Below are 19,300 nucleotides of genomic sequence, written 5' to 3' on the forward strand. Positions count from 1 at the left end.
AGTGTTGCCGTTTCGGTTGGTTCGACCAATAATCATTCAAAGAGTGGATAATCCTTCCGGGGGCGAGGCGATGCAGCTTACCGAGCAGGACCGCAAGCTGGTCACCCTTCTGCAGGGCGATGCCCGCATCTCGAACCAGGATCTGGCCGAGCGCGCCGGCATGTCCGCTTCCGCCTGCTGGCGGCGGGTGCGGGCGCTGGAGGAGGCCGGCGTGATCGCGAGCTATCGCGCCATCGTCGATCCGGCCAAAGCCGGGCTCGCCTTCAGCGCGATCGTTCATGTCGGGCTGGTGCGGCACGAGGCCGACCACGTCGCGACCTTCATTTCACGCGTGGCCGAGCGGCCGGAAGTGCTGGAGTGCTTCGCGACCACCGGAGAGGCGGACTATCACCTGCACATCGTCTGCCGCGACAAGGACGCTTACAACGAATTCCTGGATCACTTCCTGTTCAGGCTGCCGGGCATCGCGCATGTCCGCACCAACCTCGTCCTGAAGGAGATCAAGGTGCACGGCGCGGTGCCGGTGTGAAGATCGACCGCAGCTCGGTTCTCAGGCGGGGGCAGCGGCGCTGAGCTGGAGGTCGCGCGCCTTCTGTGCGACGGCGCGGTTCTCGATCGATAGCCGCTGCTCGAGCTTGCGCAGCAGCCAGCTCAAAGACGTCGTGATGCAGAAATAGATCGCGCCGGCGGTGAGGAACACTTCATAGGGCGCGAAGGTGTTCGACACCTCCAGCCGGGCCGCGCCGGTGAGGTCGAGCAGGGTGATCGTGCTCGCCAGCGACGTCGCCTTGACCGTCAGGATGATCTCGTTCTCGTAGGCGGGCAAAGCGAGGCGGACCGCAAGCGGGATCGTGATCTTGCACTGCGTCTGGAACCAGGACAGGCCGAGCGCCCGCGCCGCTTCGTTCAGCCCCTTCGGGACGAGTCTGAGCGCGCCCGCGATGATCTCGGCGGTATAGGCGGCCGAGTTCAGCCCGAGCGCAATGATCACGCACCAGAACGGGTCGCGGAAGATCGGCCAGAGCGCCGAGGTCCGGACGAAGTCGAACTGCCCGAGCCCGTAGTAGACCAGAAAGACCTGCAGCAGCGACGGGATGCCGCGAATGACGAAGATGTAGGTGCTCGCTGGTCCGTGCAGCCAGGCCGAGCGCGCATTGCGCGCATAGGCCAGCGGTATCGCGACCAGCATGCCGAAGATCAGGATGAGGATCGCGAGCTTGCCCGTCAGCCCGACGCCCTTGAGCAGGTTCGGGAAGGCCTCGGCCATGATTTGGACGTCAAGCATGGGATCGCTCAGGCAAAGCCGCGATTGGAACGGAGGCGGGCGCGGTGCAGGCCCCAGGATGCCGTGCTGGTGATGGCGAGATAGAGCAGCGCGGCGACGGCGTAGACGAAGAACGGCTCGCGCGTCGCGCCCGAGACTACGGCGGAGGCCCTGAGCAGTTCTTCCAGCCCGATCACGGAGATGAGCGAGGTCTGCTTGATCAGGATGATCGAAAGATTGCCGAAGCCCGGCAGCGCGATCCGCCAGGCCTGCGGCAGCACCACCCGGAAGAAGGCGACGCTCCTCGGCAGGCCGAGCGCATGCGCCGCCTCCGATTGTCCGCGTGGTACCTGCCTGATCGCGCTGCGGAAGATGTCGCTGGCATAGGCCGCGAAGATGAAGGCGAGCGCCGCCACGCCGGCGGCGAAGCCGTTGATGTCGACATACTGCCCGGTCAACCGGGTGAGGGCGACTGTACCACCGAAATAGATCAGGTAGATGACGATGAGGTCGGGCACACCCCTGACGATCGCGGTGTAGGCCTCCGCGGCATAGCGGAACGGCTTGCTGCCATAGGTCTTGAGCGCTCCGAGCGACAGGCCGAACGCGGTTCCGAACACCAGCGCCACGGCGGCCACGGACAGCGTCACCCCCGCCCCGTAAAGCAGTTGCAGGCCATAGCCGGAGAGCCAGACCAGGGTCATGGCAGCGCGTCTCCCATATCTCCGGCGGCGCGGCTCGCGACTTTCTGGCGGATCAGGTCGCGGACGGGCCCGTCCCGCCAGGCTTGGAGCTTGCCGCCGGAGGTCCGCTCGTCGGCATAGACGATCCAGACATCGTCGGGCGAACCCAGGATCTCATCGACGCGGACGCGATCGGGGTATTGCTCGGCATATTCGAGATAGACCAGCGCCGAGTCGTATTTCCCGGCGAGCAGGTTCTGGAAGATGATCGGCAGCGAGGGGTCAGAGACGCGCGTCTCCCAGCGGCTGATGTCGATATAGCTCTCGGTCGCCGGCGCCAGCAGGCCGATCGATTTCGGTTGCGCGACCTCCGAGCGCGTCAGCACCGCCAGCTCCTTGCTGCGGGAGATGAAGCTGTCGACGGCGAACACCTTGTGGAAATGCGTGCCGAGCGTCGGCGGCGTATCCGGGTGGACCGCGCATTGGACGACGAAATCATAGTCGCCGCGCATCAGCCCGGTCGTGGCGATGGCGAAGTCGGGGACCAGCACGATCTCGCTGTCGGGGATCTCGTGGAACTTGATGTATTCCCTGGTCACGAGCTCATGGTTGGTGCCACTCGGGCCAAGTGTCGCAAAGGTGATCATGGAGGCGGCCTCGTTCTTCCCGGCCGAAGGCAGGCCGAACCCGCCTTCGGCGTAGTTCGTCGTTTCACATCAGCTTGAAGTCGAAATACTTCCTGGTGATGCTGTCATAGGTGCCGTTGGCGATCAGCGTATCGATCGCAGCGTTGACCTCCTCGAGCAGCTTGGCGTCGTCCTTGCGCAGGGCGATGGCGTTGCCTTCACCGAGCAGGCCGCCGGTGTATTCGGGGCCGACGAGGGCAAAGCCCGACGCTTCCGGCCGCTTCAGGAAGCCGAGCATCGAGGTCACCTTGTTGGCGAGCAGCAGGTCGACGCGACCGGCGATGAGGTCGAGCTCGACATCGGTGGTCTTGTCGTAGCGCACGATCTCCGATTTCGGATAGGTCGCGGTCAGATAGGCGTCCTGGATGCTGCCGCGCTGGACGCCGATCCGCTTGCCCTTGAGCGCGTCCGGGCTGGTGTCGGCGGGCGCGTCCTTCTTCGCGACGAACTGGCTGGCCGTGTTCTTGTATTTCTTGGTGAAGGCGACCTGCTGCTTGCGCTTCTCGGTGACGCCCATGCTGGCGACGATCAGGTCGTATTTCCTGGCGTTGAGGCCGGGGATGATGCCGTCCCATTCCTGCGCCATGATCGTGCACTTGGCCTTCATCACCTCGCACAGAGCGTTGGCGATATCGACGTCCCAGCCGGTCAGCTTGCCGCCGGCGTCGACGAAGCTCCACGGCGCATAGGTTCCCTCGGTGGCGATCCGCAGGTCTTTTGCTTGCGATGCTCCCGCGAAGACGCTCGACAGGGCCGCGCAGAGAAGAATAGTCCTGAATTTTCGATTGTTGATCATGGTCCCCTCGCATTGTTTATTGTCGGTCGCTGCAAGGATTGTTCTGTCGCGCCAGTGGCTTGTCAACGCGCTGGCAAATATTTTCATCTCATGAAAATGTACTGACCGGGCAGGCACGGACAGTCCGGCGGAGTTGCGCTGTGCAGGCTCGAAACCGATGCGCGAAGGCTGGGAGGGGCTGCTGTGGTCGATCGCAAGCGCGACGGCAAACCGCCGGACGGAAAGCGCGTCAGACGTGGCGCGCTCTCGATGATGACGCGGCCGGGCCGGACGACCACGGACGAGGGCTCCTCCGCCAACAAAGCTGCTGAGCTCGATGGAGGGCAAGGCGGCCAGGCTCTCGCCGCGGCTGTCGGCCAGGAGATCAGGAGCCTGCGGCTGAGCCTGAGCATGGCCGCCAACCGGCTCGCCGAGGCGGCGAAATTGTCGAACGGCATGCTCTCCAAGATCGAGCGCGGCTCGGCCACACCGTCCTTCACGACACTCGTCTCGATCGCGGCTGCGCTCAAGGTGCCGGTCGCGCGGCTGTTCGCATCCTACAACCAGCAGGCCGACTATTCGCTCGTGCGGGCGGGGCAGGGCATCGCCGTGCAGCGTCGCGGCCAGCGTGCCGGGCTGAGCTATGAACTCCTCGGTCACCTGCTCTCGGGCGAAAAATACATCGAGCCCTATCTGGTCACCCTGAGCAGCGAGGCGGCGGACCATCCCGGCTTCCAGCACACTGGGATCGAGTTCATGCACATGCTCGAAGGCGCGATGGTCTACCGCTACGCCGACGCGGCGATGGAGCTGCGGCCCGGGGACACGCTCGTCTTCGACGCCAATTTCGTCCATGGCCACGAGCGACTGCTGACGCCGACCGTCCGCTTCCTGTCGGTCGTGTTCAACCTGCGCACATAGATCATCATCGCGTATCCGGTCGGATGCGATGATGATCTATCTCATTGTGATCGCATCGGATCAGGCTTGCGCCTGCCCCGGGAAGGCCCAGGGCAGAACAGGCCGGATCGCCCCGACTGCCCGCGGGGCCTAGAATGGGATGTCGTCGTCGAGATGGCTCGACGAGCGCGAACCGCCGCTGCTGCCACCGCCGCTCGCCATCGCCGGTTGGCGCGAGCCGCCGCCGACGGGGCTCGACCGGCCGAAGGAGCTACCGCCAGACGAACCCTCGTCGCCATAGCCGCCGCCGCTGCTGCCGCCGAACTCGTCGCCGCCCTGGCCGCGGCTGTCGAGGATGGTGAGCTCGCCGCGGAAGCGCTGCAGCACGATCTCGGTCGTGTACTTCTCGACGCCCTGCTGGTCCTGCCATTTGCGGGTCTGCAGCTGGCCCTCGATGTAAATCTTCGAGCCCTTCTTCAGATACTGCTCGGCGACCTTGGCGAGGTTCTCGTTGAAGATCACCACCGAATGCCACTCGGTGCGCTCCTTGCGCTCGCCCGACTGCTTGTCGCGCCAGGTTTCCGAGGTGGCGATCCGCAGATTGACCACCGGCTCGCCGCTGCCGAGGCGCCGCACCTCGGGGTCGCGCCCGAGATTGCCGACCAGAATGACCTTGTTGACGCTACCAGCCATGACAGGCTCCGTTTCCTGCGCACTTCACCACGAACCGGCCGATCGACCGGAGCCGGACCCTAGCCGGCCACGCGGGCACTATCAACGATGTTCCTGTTTTGTTCAAGACCCTTTGCACGGCTTGTCCCCGATAAAATTCGGGACTGCGGCAAAGCCCAGGGCGCTTCGCCTGGTACTGGCGCGGCAGGCTTCATCGTGACGGGCAGCCGCCTCCGTGCAGCCTCAATAACCGAACTGCTCGCGCAGGATGCGCTCGTCCAGGCTGTGGCCGGGATCGTGCATCATGACGAGATCGAGCGAGCGGTCGATCGCGATCTGCACCGAGATGACATTGTCGATCTGGGTGTGGTCGGCGACGGCACTGACCGGCCGCTTCTCGGCCTCCAGCACGGCGATCGTCACCCTGGCATGGTCGGGCAGCAACGCGCCGCGCCAGCGCCGCGGCCGGAAGGGCGAGAGTGGGGTCAGCGCCAGGAGTGGCGCGTCGAGCGGCAGGATCGGGCCATTCGCCGATAGGTTGTAGGCGGTCGAGCCGGCTGGGGTCGCAAGCAGCACGCCGTCGGCGACGAGCTCGGAGAGGCGCACCTGCCCGTCGACCGACAGGCGCAGCTTGGCCGCCTGGTAGGAGCGGCGGAACAGCGAGACCTCGTTGATCGCGCGCGCCTCGACGCGCTTGCCGTTGCAGTCGACCGCCGTCATCGCCAGCGGATGGACGACGCTGCGCTGCGCCGCCTCGAGCCGCTGGCGCAGGCCGCGCTCGCGGAACTCATTCATCAGGAAGCCGACCGAGCCGCGGTTCATGCCGTAGATCGGCTTGGCCGTGCCCATGAAGCGATGCAGCGTCTGCAGCATCAGGCCGTCACCGCCGAGCGCGACGATCACCTCGGCCTCGGCCGGATCCGCATCGCCATAGCGCTCGACCAGCTTGGCCCGTGCGGCCTCGGCCTCGGGCGTCTCGCTGGCGACGAAGGAGATGGCGGTGAAACGCTCGGTCATCGCTGGTATCCGGCAGGCATGGCTCTGGAGCAGGATGCGAAAAAGTGGGAACCGGTTTTTCGCTGTGATCCGGCTCTAGCGGTCTAGCACGGCAGCCGACGGGATCGCGAGCCGTCCGGGGAACACGCCGCCAAAAGAAAGGCCGGGGCGCATGCCCCGGCCTTTCCCAGCGGACGCGCGACGGGTCTCAGATCGCGCTGCTCCACTGCACCGGTACGAGCTCGAAGCCGTTGCCCGCCTTGGCGATATGGCCGGTGGCGGGGAAGGGGGCGTGGTAGAAGCAGACCTGCATCTTGTCGGCGACCGCCATGTCGAGCAGCTTGCGGCGGGTGGCGGCGGCCTGCGGCCCGTCCATGTCGAATACCGCCGACCAGTCGGGATTGCGCACGAACAGGGCGGGGTGGTTGGTGGTATCGGACAGCACCAGCAGCTTGCCGCTCCCGGAGGAGACGGCGAAGACGGTGTGGCCGGGCGTATGGCCGGGCGCCGCGATCGCGGTCACGCCTGGCAGGATCTCCTTGCCGGCCTCGTACTGCTTCACATCCTTGGCAACCGGGCCGAAGACGCGACGCACGCCGGCAAAGGCACCCTTCATCGCCTCCGGAGCGGCATTCATCCTGGCGTCGTCCATCCAGAAGGCCCATTCGGCCGCCGGCACCATCACCTCGGCGTTCGGGAACACGGCGGTGCCGTCCTTGAGCCGGAAGCCGTTGATATGGTCGCCATGGAAATGGCTGAAGACCACGCTCGAGACGTTCTTCGGGTCGAGCCCGGCGGCCTGGAAGTTCTTCATCCAGGCGCCGGAGGTCGGCGCACCGGAATCGCCGTTGCCGGTGTCGATCAAGGTGATCTTGTCGCCGATCTGCAGCGCCAGCGTGGTGAAGGTGATCGAGAGCGCGTCGCTCGGCAGATAGGCCTGCTCCATCGCCTTCTTGACGTCGGCGAGCTCGGCATTGCGCACGAAGCCTTCGAGCGGGCGCTTGGCGAAGCCGTCGTTCAGGGCGGTGACGGTGATGTCGCCGATCTTGTAGCGGTAGAATCCCGGGTTCTGGTTCACGGACGCTCCTTGCGCGCGGGCCGGCGCGATGCCGGCGGGCAGATCGAGCGCGGCAGCTGCAGCGAGCGCGCCGGCGCCTGCCATCACAGTGCGGCGCGAGGGTTCGAAACGGGCCATCGATCAGGCTCCAACAACGAGAGGGGCACGACTTCTCCCGAATGGCGCCCCGCCAACCGGAATCGTGCCCTGGGCATTGCTCAGCCCGAGCGCAAAGCTAGCTGCACGGACAACGCCTTCAACCGCCGTATTGTTGCCTTGGGTCAATTATCCGTGAAGTTGCCCAGTGCAGCGGAGCTTGAGCCGGCGGCTTGAATCGATTTCTGCGGCGAAACGGCCTCGCCCTTGAAATCGGGATCGTTTCAGCGCTCGGCCTGGGTCGAGCTCGGATCGGAGCGGCCCCGCGCGAAAGCCTTGAGCAGGGCGGCGCAGAGCGCGAGCGAGGCGAGCGCGCCATGGCCGGAACAGCCGGCGACCAGCGCCTCATAGGTCTGCTCCTCGGTCGCGACCGATTGCAGGCTCCAGTTCCAGTCCGGCGCCTTCTCGCGGATGACGCCGACCGCGACGTCGATCTCGGCGCTGATCCGCCCGATCGCCTTCCAGAGCGAGCCCTGCTGGTAGATACCGCCGGGCGGCGTGCGCGGGGCGAGCAGGGTGGTCGGCTTGCGCCGGACGGTGAAGCCGAGCGCCTCGTAGATGTCGGCGTCGAGATTGCGGTCGGGGCGACCGGTGCTCTCGCAGCGCGAGGCGAGAGCGAGCAATTGGTCGCGCTGGTCGGCAGAGGTCATCGCTCGGCAGGCTCCGGTCGTCCTCATCGTCGCGGTGGCATGGCAAGCAAGCGACAGGCCACCGAAGTCGGATGGTGCCGGCGGAGAGGATCGAACTCCCGACCTTCGGTTTACAAAACCGCTGCACTACCGCTGTGCTACGCCGGCCCTTGCGCTGCGGTATCAGGCCGGGGAGGCGAGGGCAAGGGCGGCGGGTGCCGGCCGGCTCAGCCACGGTCTCCGGTGCCTGCGTGGCGGCGATGTTCGTTGCGGCTTTTCAGGCATGGGCATCCGACGCGACCTGCGATCGGTGATCTCGCTGAACGTGCCGGCTTGTGTCGCGGGCAGCGGCAAATCCGCCACACCAGATCGATTTGGCAGGATGTGAACGGCTGTTCATTGCCTCGCGCACGACGCTGGCTAAGCCTATCGCTCGGTTGGGCTGAGCCTTGATATGACGTCCGTGATCGTTCCTGCAGTTGCGGCGGCGCCGCGCAAGCGGCTTGCGCTGCGCCTTCTCGCTGGCACGGCTCTCGTTCTGCTGGCGACGCCGTTTGCAGCACCAGCGCTCGCCGATGGCGGACGCGGTGGCGATGGCTATGCCGGAGCTGCCGGCGGCGGCGGTCTCGACAATCCAATCGGCGCCGGAGGGGCCGGCCTCAATGGCACAGGTCAATTTCCCGGTGGCGGTGGCGGTGGCGGTGGCGCCGGCGCCGTTACCGGCGGTGCAGGTGGATTTGACACACTAGGAGACTCGACCATCGGTCGAGGCGGCACGGGTGGCGTTCACGGCTTCGTCGGCTCCGGCTTGCCGCTTGCCGGCAGTGTCGGCAGCAATGGCGGCGGCGGTGGCGGCAGCGGCTGGTACGAAACCGGCGGCGGCGGCGGCGGTGGCGGTGGCTATGGCGCCGTGATCACAGGCGCCGGCGCATTGGGAATCCTGTCCGGCAGCATTACCGGTGGCAATGGTGGTAGCGGTGCGGGCAGCCAAAATAATTGGGGCGGTTCGGGCGGCTCCGGCGGCATCGGCCTCTTCTTCACCGCTGGCAGCGTGGCAAGGACGCTCACGGTCACAGGCACGGTCCAGGGCGGCAATGGCGGCCACGGCGGCGGCAGCGGTTACAACCTTGCCGGCTCCGGTGGAGCCGGCGGCGTCGGCATCATGTTCGCGAACGGAAGCGCGACGACGACGCTGACTGTTACGGGCACGGTCCAGGGCGGCAACGGCGGCAGTGCGGGGCCGGGCTACCCCGCCGGCGAACTCGGTGCGGGCGGCGCCGGCATCGTCGGTTCGAACCTGTCGATCACGACCAGCGGCACGATTTCGGGCGGGACCGACATCGGTGGCGGGAACCGCGCCGCGGCGATTCGCTTCACCGGCGGCGCCAACAGCCTCACCTTCGGCAATGCCACCTCCGGCCTGATCGGCGATATCGTCATCGAGGCGGGCACGCTGACCTTCGCCCAGCCGGCCGATGTCACAGTCGACAATATCGTGAGCGGCGCCGGCGCGGTGATCAAGACCGGCACGGGCACGCTGACGCTGACGCAGGAGAACACCTATTCGGGCGGCACCACGATTGCGGGCGGCGCGATCAGCATCTCGAAGGAGAGCAACCTCGGCAACACCTCGGGGACGCTGACGCTGGATGGCGGCGTGCTACAGATCACCGGGACGACGCTGAACGGGCTGGCCCGCACCATCATCCTCGGCAGCAATGGCGGCGGCTTCGACATCGTCGAGGCCGGCAACAGCTTCATCGTGAACCAGTCCCTCTCTGGGACGGGCTCGCTCGCGAAGACCGGCGCCGGCACATTGGTGCTCAAGGGCGCCAGCAGCTATTCCGGCGCCACCACGGTGTCCGAGGGAACGCTGCGGGCGGGCGCGGCCAACGCATTCTCCGCCAATTCGACCTTTACGGTGGCATCAGGCACGACGCTCGATCTCGCCGGCTTCAGCCAGACGATCGCTTCGCTCGCGGGGGCCGGCACGGTCACGCTGGGCAGCGGCACGCTGACGGCCGGTTCGGACAACACGTCGACCACCTTCTCCGGTACGATCACCGGCACGGGCGGGGTCACCAAGACCGGCACGGGCACGCTGACGCTGACGGGGACAAACACCTATACCGGCTCGACCAAGGTCTCGTCCGGCAAGCTGGTGGTGAATGGCTCGCTGGCGAGCACTGTCACGCTGGATGGCGGCACGCTCGGCGGCTCGGGCACGATCGCCGGCGTGAGCGTCGGCAGCGGCGCGACGGCACCGCCGCCTCCACCGCCGCCGCCTCCGCCCTTCCGGCCATTGCGTGACGCGACCAGGCGCTCACTGCCATCGTCTCCCTTTTCTCCAGGAGCACCAGCGCCGCCTGGCGCGGCAGAAAATCCGCTGGGAGGAGATACCGAACCGTCGAACGCCGGCACGCCGGGCATGCCGCCAATGCCGACCCTTCCATCGCGCCATCCGCCGCGGCCCCTTCCGCCGCCCTCGCCACCGCCGCCGCCCGTTCCGGTCGATGCGTCGGAGGGTGCGCCGAGGCTGCGGTCACCGGAGCCGCCTTTTGCTCCGCCATCGCCGCCGCGACCTTCGCCCGCCTTCGCTGCAGAAATCGCAAGCGCACAGGACAGCAGTGCGGGCGCAGTAAGCGCCCGCACATGCATCGTCATCTCAAAGAGCCGATTGCAGCGCGAGGGACCCTGATCTGAAGCCATTGCAGGAGCGGTCGCGAAGCCCCTCGGCCGCACCACCAGAACTCCGTCAGTAGGTCGTGAACTTCCAGTTCAGGCCGGCACGGGCGATGCTGCCGGTCTCCTTGTGCCGGGCCGTTCCGCCGAGGAAACCTTCGGTCGGGTCGCTGGAGCCACCGCTGATCGCATAGCTCGTGCGGCCGAGGTCGTAATAGAGATACTCCGCCTTCAACGTGATGTTCTGGGTCAGCGCATATTCGGCGCCGGCGCCGATGGTCCAACCCACGCGCGTATCGCTCTTGCCGCCGCGCCATGCGCCCGCATAGGCGACATTGTCCACCACGCCTGCCGCGGTGATGCTGGTCTGGTTGGTCAGGCGGCCATAGGCGAGACCACCAGTCGCGTAGATCAGAGCGCGGTCGAAGGCGACGCCGGCGCGCGCCCGCACCGTGCCGAGCCAATCGACGCCGGCTTCCGCCGCAGTGACGATCGTCGTCGAATCGGCGCCATCCCTGAAGCTCGTCGCCTGGTTGGAGCGGCGCTTGACGTTGAGAGACTGGAAGTCGGCCTCGACGCCAAGCACCAGCGCGCCAATCTGATAATTGTAGCCAACCTGCCCACCGCCGATGAAGCCGCCGCGGTTGCCCCTAAAGCCCTGCGGCACCAGGCCCGCCGCGTTGAATTCCGCGATGTCGTCCGGGCCAGGATTGTCGCCGAGGCGGTAACTGTAACGCGTGTCGTTCTGCGTCCAGGCGTAGCCGGCATTCACGCCGACATAAAAGCCATTCCAGCTGTAGGCCACCATGGTCGGTGCAACAGGCGCCGGCCTGCGACCGGACAGATCCGCCGCGTCGGCCGTCGCGCTCGCGCCGGCGATCAGGACCCCGGCCAGCAGCATTCTCGTCTTCATGGCTCTACCTTGCTCTCAACGAATGTCGATTGGCGCAGCCATCGTTCGCGGGGCACGGAACTGGCGCGCCTGGCGATGTCACCGACCGACCGGTCGGCAGCCCCAACGTCGAAAGGATATCCCGGCGGGCGACCAGCGCGTTAGGCTGCTCGTCTCAGCGCCGATTGTCGCGCCGTCTCACGTCAACTCCGGCCTTTTCGCTGAAAGCGTCTCTCGTTCGGCTGCATTTCCATTGGCTGGACGCGCCTGACGGGGCTGCGAAAACTGACGCCGATTCGTCCAAATGTGGCCGGATTGCCGACGACCATGGACATCAGGACGCGCGATCTGCCCCCAAGCCCGCGCCGTGCTCGGCTGGCGCCACTGCTTTGGCGAGCTCACCCCGCAGGCCAGAAAGGCCTTCGTCGCCGGCCCCACCGCAGCCCGCGTCTTCGCCGCACCGATCGGCCGCGAGGCTGTTGTCGTCGAGGCTGGCCTCGGGTGGCGCATCTCCGAGGCCACCTCGCTTGGCCTGACCTACACCGTCGCCATCGGCGAGCGCTCCAGAGATCGCGCCCTCAAGGGACGTGTCGAGATGTGCTTCTGAAGGGGAAGGCGAGATCGACGTCAGCTTTCTGCATGCGCCTGCCGATCCGTCTTAATCGAATGAAGAGCTCGCACGTGCGCCAGGAATGGACATTGAACGGTTGCCAGGAAGCGGACGTTCGAACGAGAGCGCCGGAGCCGCCAATACCGCCTTCTCTGAGGCGTGACCTGTTCATCAGCTCAAGGCGATGGTCGGCTTACTTTGCCGCTGTCGTTTCTATTCTCCCCTCGCTCTGCGCGCTCGGAATCTGCTCCAGCAGGTAGGCGACCGCGCAGGGGATCGGCGCGATCACGGAGGTTGAGAACCGTGCTTCCAGAGCCCCCGCCGCCTCGCCGAGCGGCCCGCCTCCGATGATGACAGCCTCGGCCTCGTCCGCGATGCAGGCCTCAACCATCTCGCCGAGGGCTTCCGTCAACGCCGCCTTGTCATCGGTCAAGGCAGCGGGATCTCCTGTGGTGCAGCGGATCCCGGTCAACAATTCCGCGAGGCCGAGCGCGCTCGCGCGTGCCGCGATCGCATCGACCAACCGCGGCGTGGTGGTGGCGACGCCGAATCGTCGCCCTCCCCGCGAGGCTACCCGCATCGACGCCTCGCAGATGCCGGCGACCGGGATGCCCACCTGCTGCCGCAAGATCTCCAGCCCGGGATCGCCGAAGGCGCCGACGATGATGCCAGCGCAATCGGGGGCATGCCGCAGGCCGATTTCGACGACCTCCTCGGCCGAGGCAAGTAAATCCTCTCCGGTCACGATCATGGCCGGGCTGCGCTCGGCCGTGGCGACTGCCACGGCCAGTTCATCCCCAGCTGCCCGCTGCGCGATGGCTTGCATCATCGCGCTGGTCGCCTGCGAGCTGTTCGGATTGATCAGCAGGATATGCCGGGTCACGCCCTCATCGCCTTTGCTGGTTCGGACAGGGGCTCGGCCGGCACGACCTCGATCTCAGCCGGCTGGGTGATGTCTTCCATCGAGCGGCCAAAGGTCTCCGGCCCCAGCTGGATGCAGATCACGAAGACTGCATACATCGCTGCGGCGAGCGCGAAGACACCGACCATGCCGTACTTGTCGAACAGCATGCCCGAGATCGTCGGCACGAATGAGCCTGCCGCCGAGCCGGTCGCCAGGATCAAAGCAACACCGAAGGCGCGGATACGGGTCGGGAACAGCTCGGGTGCATAGATCCAGATCGAGGTGTTGAGCAGCAGTACGAAGAACTGGAAGATCGCACCGAACAGCAGCACCATGTAGATGTTGCTGCCGAGATAGGCGATCGACACGGCTGCGACGCAGGCCAGGGCCGCGCCGACGGTGAGCACGAGCTTGCGCGGCAGGTAATAGCCGAAGGTCGAGGCCGCGATGGCGCCGAGCACGCTGCCGCTCTGGATGATCATGCTGTAGAGCAGGCTGCCCTGCAGCGTGTAGCCCATCGAGACGAAGATCAGCGGCATCAGCGTCAGCACGGAGAGCTGGGCACCGTAGCTCATCAGGATGGCAATCGCGACGGGAATGGTCCGGCCGATGAAGGGCTGGCGGAACAACTCGCGCCAATCGGCCTTGGTCGGGACGGGCATCTGCGCCAGATCGACGGCCAGGAAGGGCTGCACGACGAGATTGCGCGGCCGCAGGCTGCCCGAAGCCAGGATCGACAGGACCTTGTTGGCCTCGTCGAAGCGGTTGCGGGAGGCCAGGAAGCGTGGCGTCTCGGGCACGTAGCGCCGGTAGAACACCGCCAGCAGCGCCGGTACCGCGAGGGCGGCGAAAAGCCAGCGCCAGCTGTTCTCGCCAGGAAACAGGGTGAAGATGAGCAGGCCGAAGGCCGGGGCCAGGAAATTGCCGAAGCCGCCGGCGCCAACATTGACGAGGCCCGCCGCGGTGCCCCGGAACTTGGAGGAGCAGAATTCCGACAGCATCGTCACGGCGGTAGAAATTTCACCGCCGACGCCGAAGCCGACGATGGCGCGCGCAATGCAGAGCGTGAAGAAGTCCGGGGCCAGGGCGCAGGCGCCAGAGCCGATCGAGAACAGCAGCAGGTTCGTGGTCAGCATCACACGACGGCCGTAGCGATCGCCGAGGATGCCCGACATCAGCCGGCCGATGGCGGCGCTGGCGAAGGTGATGGTGTTGAGGAAGCCGATATCGGCACCCGTCAGGCCCCAATGCTGCCGCAGCAGCGGGCCGGCGACGCCGATGGTGTTCTGCTCGAAGCTGTCGAACAGGCAGCCGATCAGCACGAGCGCCAGGATCTGCTTGTGAGCCCCCGTCACACCGATCTTGTTGAGGGCGGAATCCAATTGTCTGCTCATCGGCGTCGATGCGCCCGATGGCTGCGAGATCTCCATTGCCATGATCGTTCCCCTGATTGTTCGTGGTTGTCCGCGCAATGCCTCCTGCTGCTCTTTGGCTGGTGCGAGGCTGCGCCGTCTGCTGGTGCCCTGGAAGCGGCCTTCTCCTTCCACCTCGTTCCAAGAGGGGCTCATCTCCTTCGAGCCGTCTTTGGAACAATTCAATCATATGACTATGCATGAAACTACAGTTTCAGAAAAGGCCATAAATGCGCCATCGCCGCCGCTTCTTGCGGCAGGGCCGCCAAGCTGTTCACGATGGCCGAAAACGATCCGGCCGCGGCGGCCTGGAGGATGTCAGAGTTCGTCGAGCGCGTCGTTCAGCGTCTCGATGTGGCGCAGGCGCGTGCGGCCCTTGGCCCCGGCGATCTCGATGCAGCGCATGATCAGCAGATGGCAGAGCGCCATCACCGCCGTGTGGTTGAACAACGGGCCGGGTGCCAGGGTCTGGCAACGGAAATGCCACTGGCTGCGCGTCTCGTAGTCGGCGTTCTCGTCGGTGACGAAGAGGAGCCGAGCGCCTGATCTGGCGATCTGGTCAAGCAGCATGTCAGTCTGGGAGACGCGCCGGCGCAATCCAAAGAAGATCACGACGTCGTCCGCGGAGAGACTGACCAGATGCTCGCCGAAGGTCTGGCCGCCGCCAGGAATGGCGACGATGTTCTCGATGACCTGGGTCAGCTGCCATTGCAGATACGTCGAGAAGGCGACGCTAGCCCGGAAGCCGATCACCCAGACCTTCCGCGCCGCGAGAATCGCCTCGGCAGCGGCGCCGATCTGGGTCTCGCCGATCGTACGGAAGGTTTCCTCGATATTGGCGATGCCCTGGGCAAGATTGGCGGCGATCGATTGCTCGCCGGTCGTATCGGCCGTGGTGAGGAACAGGCGAGAGCCGCTCTGCCGGTCGAGCCTGGCGTGCCGGCGAGCCTCCTCGTAACTCTCATAGCCCAGCCGCTGGATGAAGCGGGAGACCGTCGCTTTCGAGACATGGGCCAGCGCCGCCAATTCTTGCGCCGAATAGGTCGCGACCTCGCCGGGAAAGTCGCAAATGAAATCGCCGAGACGCCGCTCGGCCGGAGAGAGATCGGGCAGGATGCTGCGGACGCGGCTCAGAAAAGACGTTTCCTTGGAGTGCATTACCGGGACCGCGGGATTGGAGGTAACGCAACCTCTTCCGTCATGGCCCGCTTTGCAAGCTGCTTCCCGGCATCGGTTCACGCGGACACCGTGCATCCGCACGAGCTTGCGAACGAAAAGGATTCATTTGGTAGACTTGACGCTGTCAGCGTCTGAACACCCTTCCGGTCCAAGGTCGTTCGCCCCGATGCCGTTGACGAAGAGCCCGATCGTCTCGCGGGCGATATGATCGACCGAGAGTGGCCCGGCTGGATCGTGCCAGCGCGCGATCCAGCTCAATGCGCCGGCCGCCGCGAAGGCGAGCAGCTTGGGGTCGCAGGCGCGGATCGAGCCATCGGCGATGCCGGCCTCGATCAGGCCGCGGAAGCGCTTGTCGATCTTGCCCTTGAGCGCGCGCAATTCCTTGCGCGTCTCGGCCGGCAAGGGATCCTCGCCGACCAGGATGAGGCAGCGCCCGAAATCCTCGGTGACGATATGAGCGTATTCGGTCCAGAGGACGATCAGCCGATCGAGACCGCTGCCGCCGCTGCGCCTGGCCTCGGCCGAGGCGGCAGCGGCATCGAGCCGTTCCAGTCCGATGCGCACGCACTCGAACAGGATCTCGTCCTTGCTGCGGACATAGTGGTAGATCGTCGGCTTGGTGACGTTCAGCCGCTCGGCGACATCGTCGAGCGAGGTGCGGTGGAAACCCTGCTCGGCGAAGGCCTGTGCCGCGACCCGCAGCACGGCCTCGCGCTTGAGGGCACGCTCGCGCTCGCGCTCAGCCGGCGTCTTCCAGAGGGCTGTCGCCATAACCGGTTCAGGCCCGCTCGATCGCGAGCGCGATGCCCTGGCCTCCGCCGATGCACATCGTCACCAGCCCGTAGCGGCCATTGGTACGCTTCAGCTCATAGGCTGCCTTCAAGGTGATGATCGCACCGGTCGCGCCGACAGGATGGCCGAGCGCGATGGCGCCGCCATTGGGGTTGACCTTGGCCGGATCGAAGCCGAGCTCCTTGGCGACCGCGCAGGCCTGCGCCGCGAAGGCCTCGTTCGACTCGATCACGTCGAAGTCCTTCAAGGAGAGCCCGGTGCGCTTGAGCAGCGCCTGCACCGCCGGCACCGGGCCGATGCCCATCACGCCCGGCTCGACGCCGGCATGGGCATAGCCGACGATGCGCGCCAGAATTGGCTTGCCCTCGCGACCGGCGCGGCCCTCCTCCATCAGCACCATCGCGGCGGCGCCATCATTGATGCCCGACGCATTGCCCGGCGTGACCGTGCCGTCCTTCTTGAAGGTCGGGCGCAGGCCCTTCAGCGTCTCCGCCGTCGTGCCGGGCTTGGGATGCTCGTCGGTGTCGAAGCTGATCGTGTCGCGGCCCTTGCGAACCTCGACCGGCAGGATCTGGTCCTTGAAACGGCCGGCGGCGATCGCCTCGGCGGCGCGGCGCTGGCTCTCGGCGGCGAATTCGTCCTGCGCCTCGCGATCGACGCCGTAGCGCTCGGCGACGTTCTCGGCGGTGATGCCCATGATGCCGTTGCCGAACGGATCTGTCAGGATGCCGGTGAGGTGGTCGGAGGCGACCGTGTCGCCCATGCGCTGGCCGAAGCGGGCGGTCGACAACAGATGCGGCGCGCGGCTCATCGTCTCGGCACCGCCGGCGACCGCGGTATCGCAATCGCCGAGCATGATCGACTGGGCGGCCGAGACGATCGCCTGCACACCGGAGCCGCAGAGCCGGTTGAGCGTCAGTGCCGGAACCTCGACCGGGATGCCGGCGTCGACCGCCGCGATGCGGGCGAGATAGGCATCCTTGGATTCGGTCAGGATGACGTTGCCGAACACGACATGGCCGACCTCTGAGGCCGGCAGGTCGGCTCGGCGCAGCGCCTCGGCGACGCAAGCTGCGCCGAGCGCGGTCGGCGCATGGCCGGAGAGCGCTCCGCCGAAGGTTCCGATCGCGGTGCGCACGCCCGCAGTGATGACGACATGACGGCTCATGATAACTCTCCTCAGACGGGTTCGGCCTGCCGCTCGGGCTTGTACAAGGCTTCGATCTCGGCGGCGTATTTCTTCGCGATGCTCGCTCGCCGCACCTTCATCGTCGCGGTGACCTCGTCATCGTCATGGTCGAGTTCCTTGACGAGCATGTGGAAGCGCTTGAGCTGCGCCACCGGCGCGAGCTGGCTGTTCGCCTGCTCGATCTCGGCGGCGACCAGATCGCGCACCCGCTCATGCTCGGCGAGGCTGCGGAAATGGGTGAACGCGATACGGTTCTCCTCGGCCCATTTGCCGACGGTCTCGGCGTCGATCTGGATCAGGGCGGAGGGGTAGCGTCGGCCATCGGCGACGACGATGCACTCCTTGATGAAGGCGCTGCCCTTCACCGTGTTCTCGATCTCCGAGGGGCTCAGATTCTTGCCGCCGGCGGTGATCATGATGTCTTTGAGACGATCGACGATCTTGACCTGTCCGGCCTCGATCACGGCGACGTCGCCGGTGTGGAGCCAGCCGTCGCGTAGCACACCTGCCGTCGCCTCGGGACTGCGGAAATAGCCCTCGAAGACGATGTCGCCGCGCACCAGCAATTCGCCCTGGTCGCCGAGCTTGGCCTCAGTGCCCGCCACCGCTTCGCCGACAGAGCCGGGCAGCAGATGGTCGAGGCGCTGGCCGGTCGCCATGCCGGAGGTCTCGGTCAGCCCATAGACCTCGACCAGCGGCACGCCGAGCGTGCGGAAGAACTGCACGATCCGCGGCGGGATCGGCGCCGCGCCGGTGAGCGCGACCTTCGCCTTGCGCAGGCCGATGAAGTTCTGCAGCGCCCGGAAGATGACGAGGTGATAGAACAACGCAAGTGCCCGCTCGCGCAGGCTGCACGCGGCTCTTGGCTTGGTTGCAAAGGGCTCGCAAGCGGCAAGGCCGGCCTCGAACAGGCGCCGGCGCCAGCCGCCGGCCTCCATCAGCTTGATGTGGATCGAAGCGTGCAGCTTCTCCCAGATGCGGGGGACGCCGAGGAAGAGCGTCGGCGCGACCTCGCGCAAATCCTCCTGCACGGTCCGGATCGACTCGCCGAAGGAGACGCAGGAGCCGACATAGATCGGCGCCATCGTACTCAGCATCTGCTCGGCGACATGGCAGAGCGGGAGGTAGGACAGGTTCGTCGTCGCGGCATCGTAGCCGAGCCGCTCGACGACGCCGGCCGCCTGGGCGCGCATGTTGCGATAGCTCAGCATCGCGCCCTTGGGCTTGCCGGTCGAGCCGGAGGTGTAGACCATCAGGCCGATATCGGCCTGCGTCTGAGCGGCCAGACAGGCCTCGACCAGCCCGGGTTGCTTCACCTCGTGATCAGCACCCGAGCGCAGTACGTCGGCAAAGGATATGACCAGCTCCGAGGCGTAGCCCCGCAGCCCCTTGGGATCGATCACCACGATCCGCTTCAACCGCGGCAACTCTTCCAGCCGCTCCAGCACCTTGTCGGTCTGCTCCTGGTCCTCGCAGACGACGATCTCGACCTCGGCATGCCCCAGCACATAGGCGACCTCGTTGGCCGGGCTGGTCGCATAGACGCCGATCGCGACGGCATTGACCATGCCGGCTCCGAGCTGGGCGACGACCCATTCGGCCCGGTTCTCCGAAAGGATCCCGACATGGCCGCCTTCGCCCAGGCCGAGCGCGCGCAATCCGAGCCCGAAATGGCGGGCACGGCGGTCGTACTGCGCCCAGCTGATCGGCAGCCAGATGCCGAAATCCTTTTGCCGCAGCGCCAGCCGCTCCGGCATGGTCCGCGCGTTCTCGCGCAGCATCTGCGGCAAGGTGAGATTGGGGAGCTCGCGCATCGTCACCG

The 19,300-nt window shown here is 66.3% G+C and carries 19 protein-coding genes and 1 tRNA gene; 4 read left to right on the plus strand and 16 right to left on the minus strand.

Features of this window, described 5'->3' with window-relative positions:
- Window positions 1-70: 70 nt before the first annotated feature.
- Window positions 71-529 (plus strand): Lrp/AsnC family transcriptional regulator, encoded by a 459-nt coding sequence (locus tag GV161_RS22000; protein WP_152014296.1) that lies wholly within the window; start codon window positions 71-73, stop codon window positions 527-529.
- 21 nt (window positions 530-550) lie between these two features.
- On the opposite strand, the gene GV161_RS22005 is transcribed toward GV161_RS22000, so the two are convergent.
- The 4 genes from GV161_RS22005 to GV161_RS22020 all read right to left on the minus strand — a co-directional run bounded on the left by GV161_RS22005 (window position 551) and on the right by GV161_RS22020 (window position 3,429).
- The gene (locus GV161_RS22005) at window positions 551-1,285 is read right to left on the minus strand and encodes an ABC transporter permease subunit (RefSeq protein ID WP_152014297.1); all 735 of its coding nucleotides are present in this window, start codon (window positions 1,283-1,285) and stop codon (window positions 551-553) included.
- Between the two features lie 8 nt (window positions 1,286-1,293).
- A complete protein-coding gene (locus tag GV161_RS22010; RefSeq protein WP_201303044.1) occupies window positions 1,294-1,968 on the minus strand; it encodes an ABC transporter permease subunit in 675 nt (224 codons plus the stop codon).
- Window positions 1,965-2,594 (minus strand): hypothetical protein, encoded by a 630-nt coding sequence (locus GV161_RS22015; protein WP_152014298.1) that lies wholly within the window; start codon window positions 2,592-2,594, stop codon window positions 1,965-1,967. Before GV161_RS22015 ends, GV161_RS22010 begins: the two co-directional genes overlap by 4 nt.
- A 64-nt stretch (window positions 2,595-2,658) precedes the next feature.
- Window positions 2,659-3,429, minus strand: coding sequence for a transporter substrate-binding domain-containing protein (locus GV161_RS22020; protein ID WP_152014299.1), 771 nt, complete (start codon window positions 3,427-3,429; stop codon window positions 2,659-2,661).
- 183 nt (window positions 3,430-3,612) lie between these two features.
- Between GV161_RS22020 and GV161_RS22025 the strand changes: the two genes are divergently transcribed.
- Entirely contained in the window at window positions 3,613-4,329 is a 717-nt protein-coding gene (locus GV161_RS22025) for an XRE family transcriptional regulator (RefSeq protein WP_152014300.1), read from the plus strand.
- A gap of 129 nt (window positions 4,330-4,458) precedes the next feature.
- On the opposite strand, the gene ssb is transcribed toward GV161_RS22025, so the two are convergent.
- The 5 genes from ssb to GV161_RS22050 all read right to left on the minus strand — a co-directional run bounded on the left by ssb (window position 4,459) and on the right by GV161_RS22050 (window position 7,986).
- The gene (gene ssb, locus GV161_RS22030; protein WP_152014301.1) at window positions 4,459-5,001 is read right to left on the minus strand and encodes a single-stranded DNA-binding protein; all 543 of its coding nucleotides are present in this window, start codon (window positions 4,999-5,001) and stop codon (window positions 4,459-4,461) included.
- Window positions 5,002-5,223: 222 nt separating this feature from the next.
- The gene (locus tag GV161_RS22035; protein ID WP_152014302.1) at window positions 5,224-5,997 is read right to left on the minus strand and encodes an NAD kinase; all 774 of its coding nucleotides are present in this window, start codon (window positions 5,995-5,997) and stop codon (window positions 5,224-5,226) included.
- Between the two features lie 187 nt (window positions 5,998-6,184).
- Window positions 6,185-7,171 carry an MBL fold metallo-hydrolase gene (locus tag GV161_RS22040; protein ID WP_152014303.1) on the minus strand — a complete coding sequence of 329 codons (987 nt, stop codon included), beginning with the start codon at window positions 7,169-7,171 and terminating at the stop codon, window positions 6,185-6,187.
- A gap of 242 nt (window positions 7,172-7,413) precedes the next feature.
- On the minus strand, window positions 7,414-7,839 hold the full coding sequence (locus GV161_RS22045) for a hypothetical protein (RefSeq protein ID WP_152014304.1): 426 nt from the start codon (window positions 7,837-7,839) through the stop codon (window positions 7,414-7,416).
- Window positions 7,840-7,911: 72 nt separating this feature from the next.
- Window positions 7,912-7,986 (minus strand) — tRNA-Thr (locus GV161_RS22050).
- Between the two features lie 286 nt (window positions 7,987-8,272).
- Between GV161_RS22050 and GV161_RS22065 the strand changes: the two genes are divergently transcribed.
- On the plus strand, window positions 8,273-10,516 hold the full coding sequence (locus GV161_RS22065) for an autotransporter-associated beta strand repeat-containing protein (protein WP_201304696.1): 2,244 nt from the start codon (window positions 8,273-8,275) through the stop codon (window positions 10,514-10,516).
- A gap of 57 nt (window positions 10,517-10,573) precedes the next feature.
- On the opposite strand, the gene GV161_RS22070 is transcribed toward GV161_RS22065, so the two are convergent.
- Window positions 10,574-11,413: an outer membrane protein gene (locus GV161_RS22070; RefSeq protein ID WP_152013877.1), complete on the minus strand. Its 840-nt coding sequence runs from the start codon at window positions 11,411-11,413 to the stop codon at window positions 10,574-10,576.
- Between the two features lie 346 nt (window positions 11,414-11,759).
- Here GV161_RS22070 and GV161_RS22075 point away from each other — a divergent pair, with 346 nt between their 5' ends.
- On the plus strand, window positions 11,760-11,999 hold the full coding sequence (locus tag GV161_RS22075) for an autotransporter domain-containing protein (protein ID WP_152013876.1): 240 nt from the start codon (window positions 11,760-11,762) through the stop codon (window positions 11,997-11,999).
- 196 nt (window positions 12,000-12,195) lie between these two features.
- Here the strand turns inward: GV161_RS22075 and GV161_RS22080 are convergent, their stop codons facing one another.
- The 6 genes from GV161_RS22080 to GV161_RS22105 all read right to left on the minus strand — a co-directional run bounded on the left by GV161_RS22080 (window position 12,196) and on the right by GV161_RS22105 (window position 19,292).
- A complete protein-coding gene (locus GV161_RS22080; RefSeq protein ID WP_152013875.1) occupies window positions 12,196-12,885 on the minus strand; it encodes an aspartate/glutamate racemase family protein in 690 nt (229 codons plus the stop codon).
- Window positions 12,882-14,342 (minus strand): MFS transporter, encoded by a 1,461-nt coding sequence (locus GV161_RS22085; protein WP_193219526.1) that lies wholly within the window; start codon window positions 14,340-14,342, stop codon window positions 12,882-12,884. Before GV161_RS22085 ends, GV161_RS22080 begins: the two co-directional genes overlap by 4 nt.
- A gap of 294 nt (window positions 14,343-14,636) precedes the next feature.
- Complete coding sequence (locus tag GV161_RS22090; protein ID WP_152013874.1) at window positions 14,637-15,476, minus strand: MurR/RpiR family transcriptional regulator; 840 nt, start codon at window positions 15,474-15,476, stop codon at window positions 14,637-14,639.
- 123 nt (window positions 15,477-15,599) lie between these two features.
- Complete coding sequence (locus GV161_RS22095; RefSeq protein ID WP_152013873.1) at window positions 15,600-16,268, minus strand: TetR/AcrR family transcriptional regulator; 669 nt, start codon at window positions 16,266-16,268, stop codon at window positions 15,600-15,602.
- A gap of 7 nt (window positions 16,269-16,275) precedes the next feature.
- Entirely contained in the window at window positions 16,276-17,457 is a 1,182-nt protein-coding gene (gene bktB / locus GV161_RS22100; RefSeq protein ID WP_152013872.1) for a beta-ketothiolase BktB, read from the minus strand.
- An 11-nt stretch (window positions 17,458-17,468) separates the two neighbouring features.
- Window positions 17,469-19,292, minus strand: coding sequence for an AMP-binding protein (locus tag GV161_RS22105; protein WP_152013871.1), 1,824 nt, complete (start codon window positions 19,290-19,292; stop codon window positions 17,469-17,471).
- Window positions 19,293-19,300 lie beyond the last annotated feature (8 nt).

The sequence above is a fragment of the Bosea sp. 29B genome, from assembly GCF_902506165.1.
Lineage (GTDB): Bacteria > Pseudomonadota > Alphaproteobacteria > Rhizobiales > Beijerinckiaceae > Allobosea.

Bases quoted from the DNA above. Each gene is read 5' to 3' on its own strand.
- GV161_RS22000 (WP_152014296.1), top strand. From the start codon at position 71: ATGCAGCTTACCGAGCAGGACCGCAAGCTGGTCACCCTTCTGCAGGGC.
- GV161_RS22005 (WP_152014297.1), bottom strand. From the start codon at position 1,285: ATGCTTGACGTCCAAATCATGGCCGAGGCCTTCCCGAACCTGCTCAAG.
- GV161_RS22010 (WP_201303044.1), bottom strand. From the start codon at position 1,968: ATGACCCTGGTCTGGCTCTCCGGCTATGGCCTGCAACTGCTTTACGGG.
- GV161_RS22015 (WP_152014298.1), bottom strand. From the start codon at position 2,594: ATGATCACCTTTGCGACACTTGGCCCGAGTGGCACCAACCATGAGCTC.
- GV161_RS22020 (WP_152014299.1), bottom strand. From the start codon at position 3,429: ATGATCAACAATCGAAAATTCAGGACTATTCTTCTCTGCGCGGCCCTG.
- ssb (WP_152014301.1), bottom strand. From the start codon at position 5,001: ATGGCTGGTAGCGTCAACAAGGTCATTCTGGTCGGCAATCTCGGGCGC.
- GV161_RS22035 (WP_152014302.1), bottom strand. From the start codon at position 5,997: ATGACCGAGCGTTTCACCGCCATCTCCTTCGTCGCCAGCGAGACGCCC.
- GV161_RS22040 (WP_152014303.1), bottom strand. From the start codon at position 7,171: ATGGCCCGTTTCGAACCCTCGCGCCGCACTGTGATGGCAGGCGCCGGC.
- GV161_RS22045 (WP_152014304.1), bottom strand. From the start codon at position 7,839: ATGACCTCTGCCGACCAGCGCGACCAATTGCTCGCTCTCGCCTCGCGC.
- GV161_RS22065 (WP_201304696.1), top strand. From the start codon at position 8,273: ATGACGTCCGTGATCGTTCCTGCAGTTGCGGCGGCGCCGCGCAAGCGG.
- GV161_RS22070 (WP_152013877.1), bottom strand. From the start codon at position 11,413: ATGAAGACGAGAATGCTGCTGGCCGGGGTCCTGATCGCCGGCGCGAGC.
- GV161_RS22085 (WP_193219526.1), bottom strand. From the start codon at position 14,342: ATGGCAATGGAGATCTCGCAGCCATCGGGCGCATCGACGCCGATGAGC.
- GV161_RS22090 (WP_152013874.1), bottom strand. From the start codon at position 15,476: ATGCACTCCAAGGAAACGTCTTTTCTGAGCCGCGTCCGCAGCATCCTG.
- GV161_RS22095 (WP_152013873.1), bottom strand. From the start codon at position 16,268: ATGGCGACAGCCCTCTGGAAGACGCCGGCTGAGCGCGAGCGCGAGCGT.
- bktB (WP_152013872.1), bottom strand. From the start codon at position 17,457: ATGAGCCGTCATGTCGTCATCACTGCGGGCGTGCGCACCGCGATCGGA.
- GV161_RS22105 (WP_152013871.1), bottom strand. From the start codon at position 19,292: ATGCGCGAGCTCCCCAATCTCACCTTGCCGCAGATGCTGCGCGAGAAC.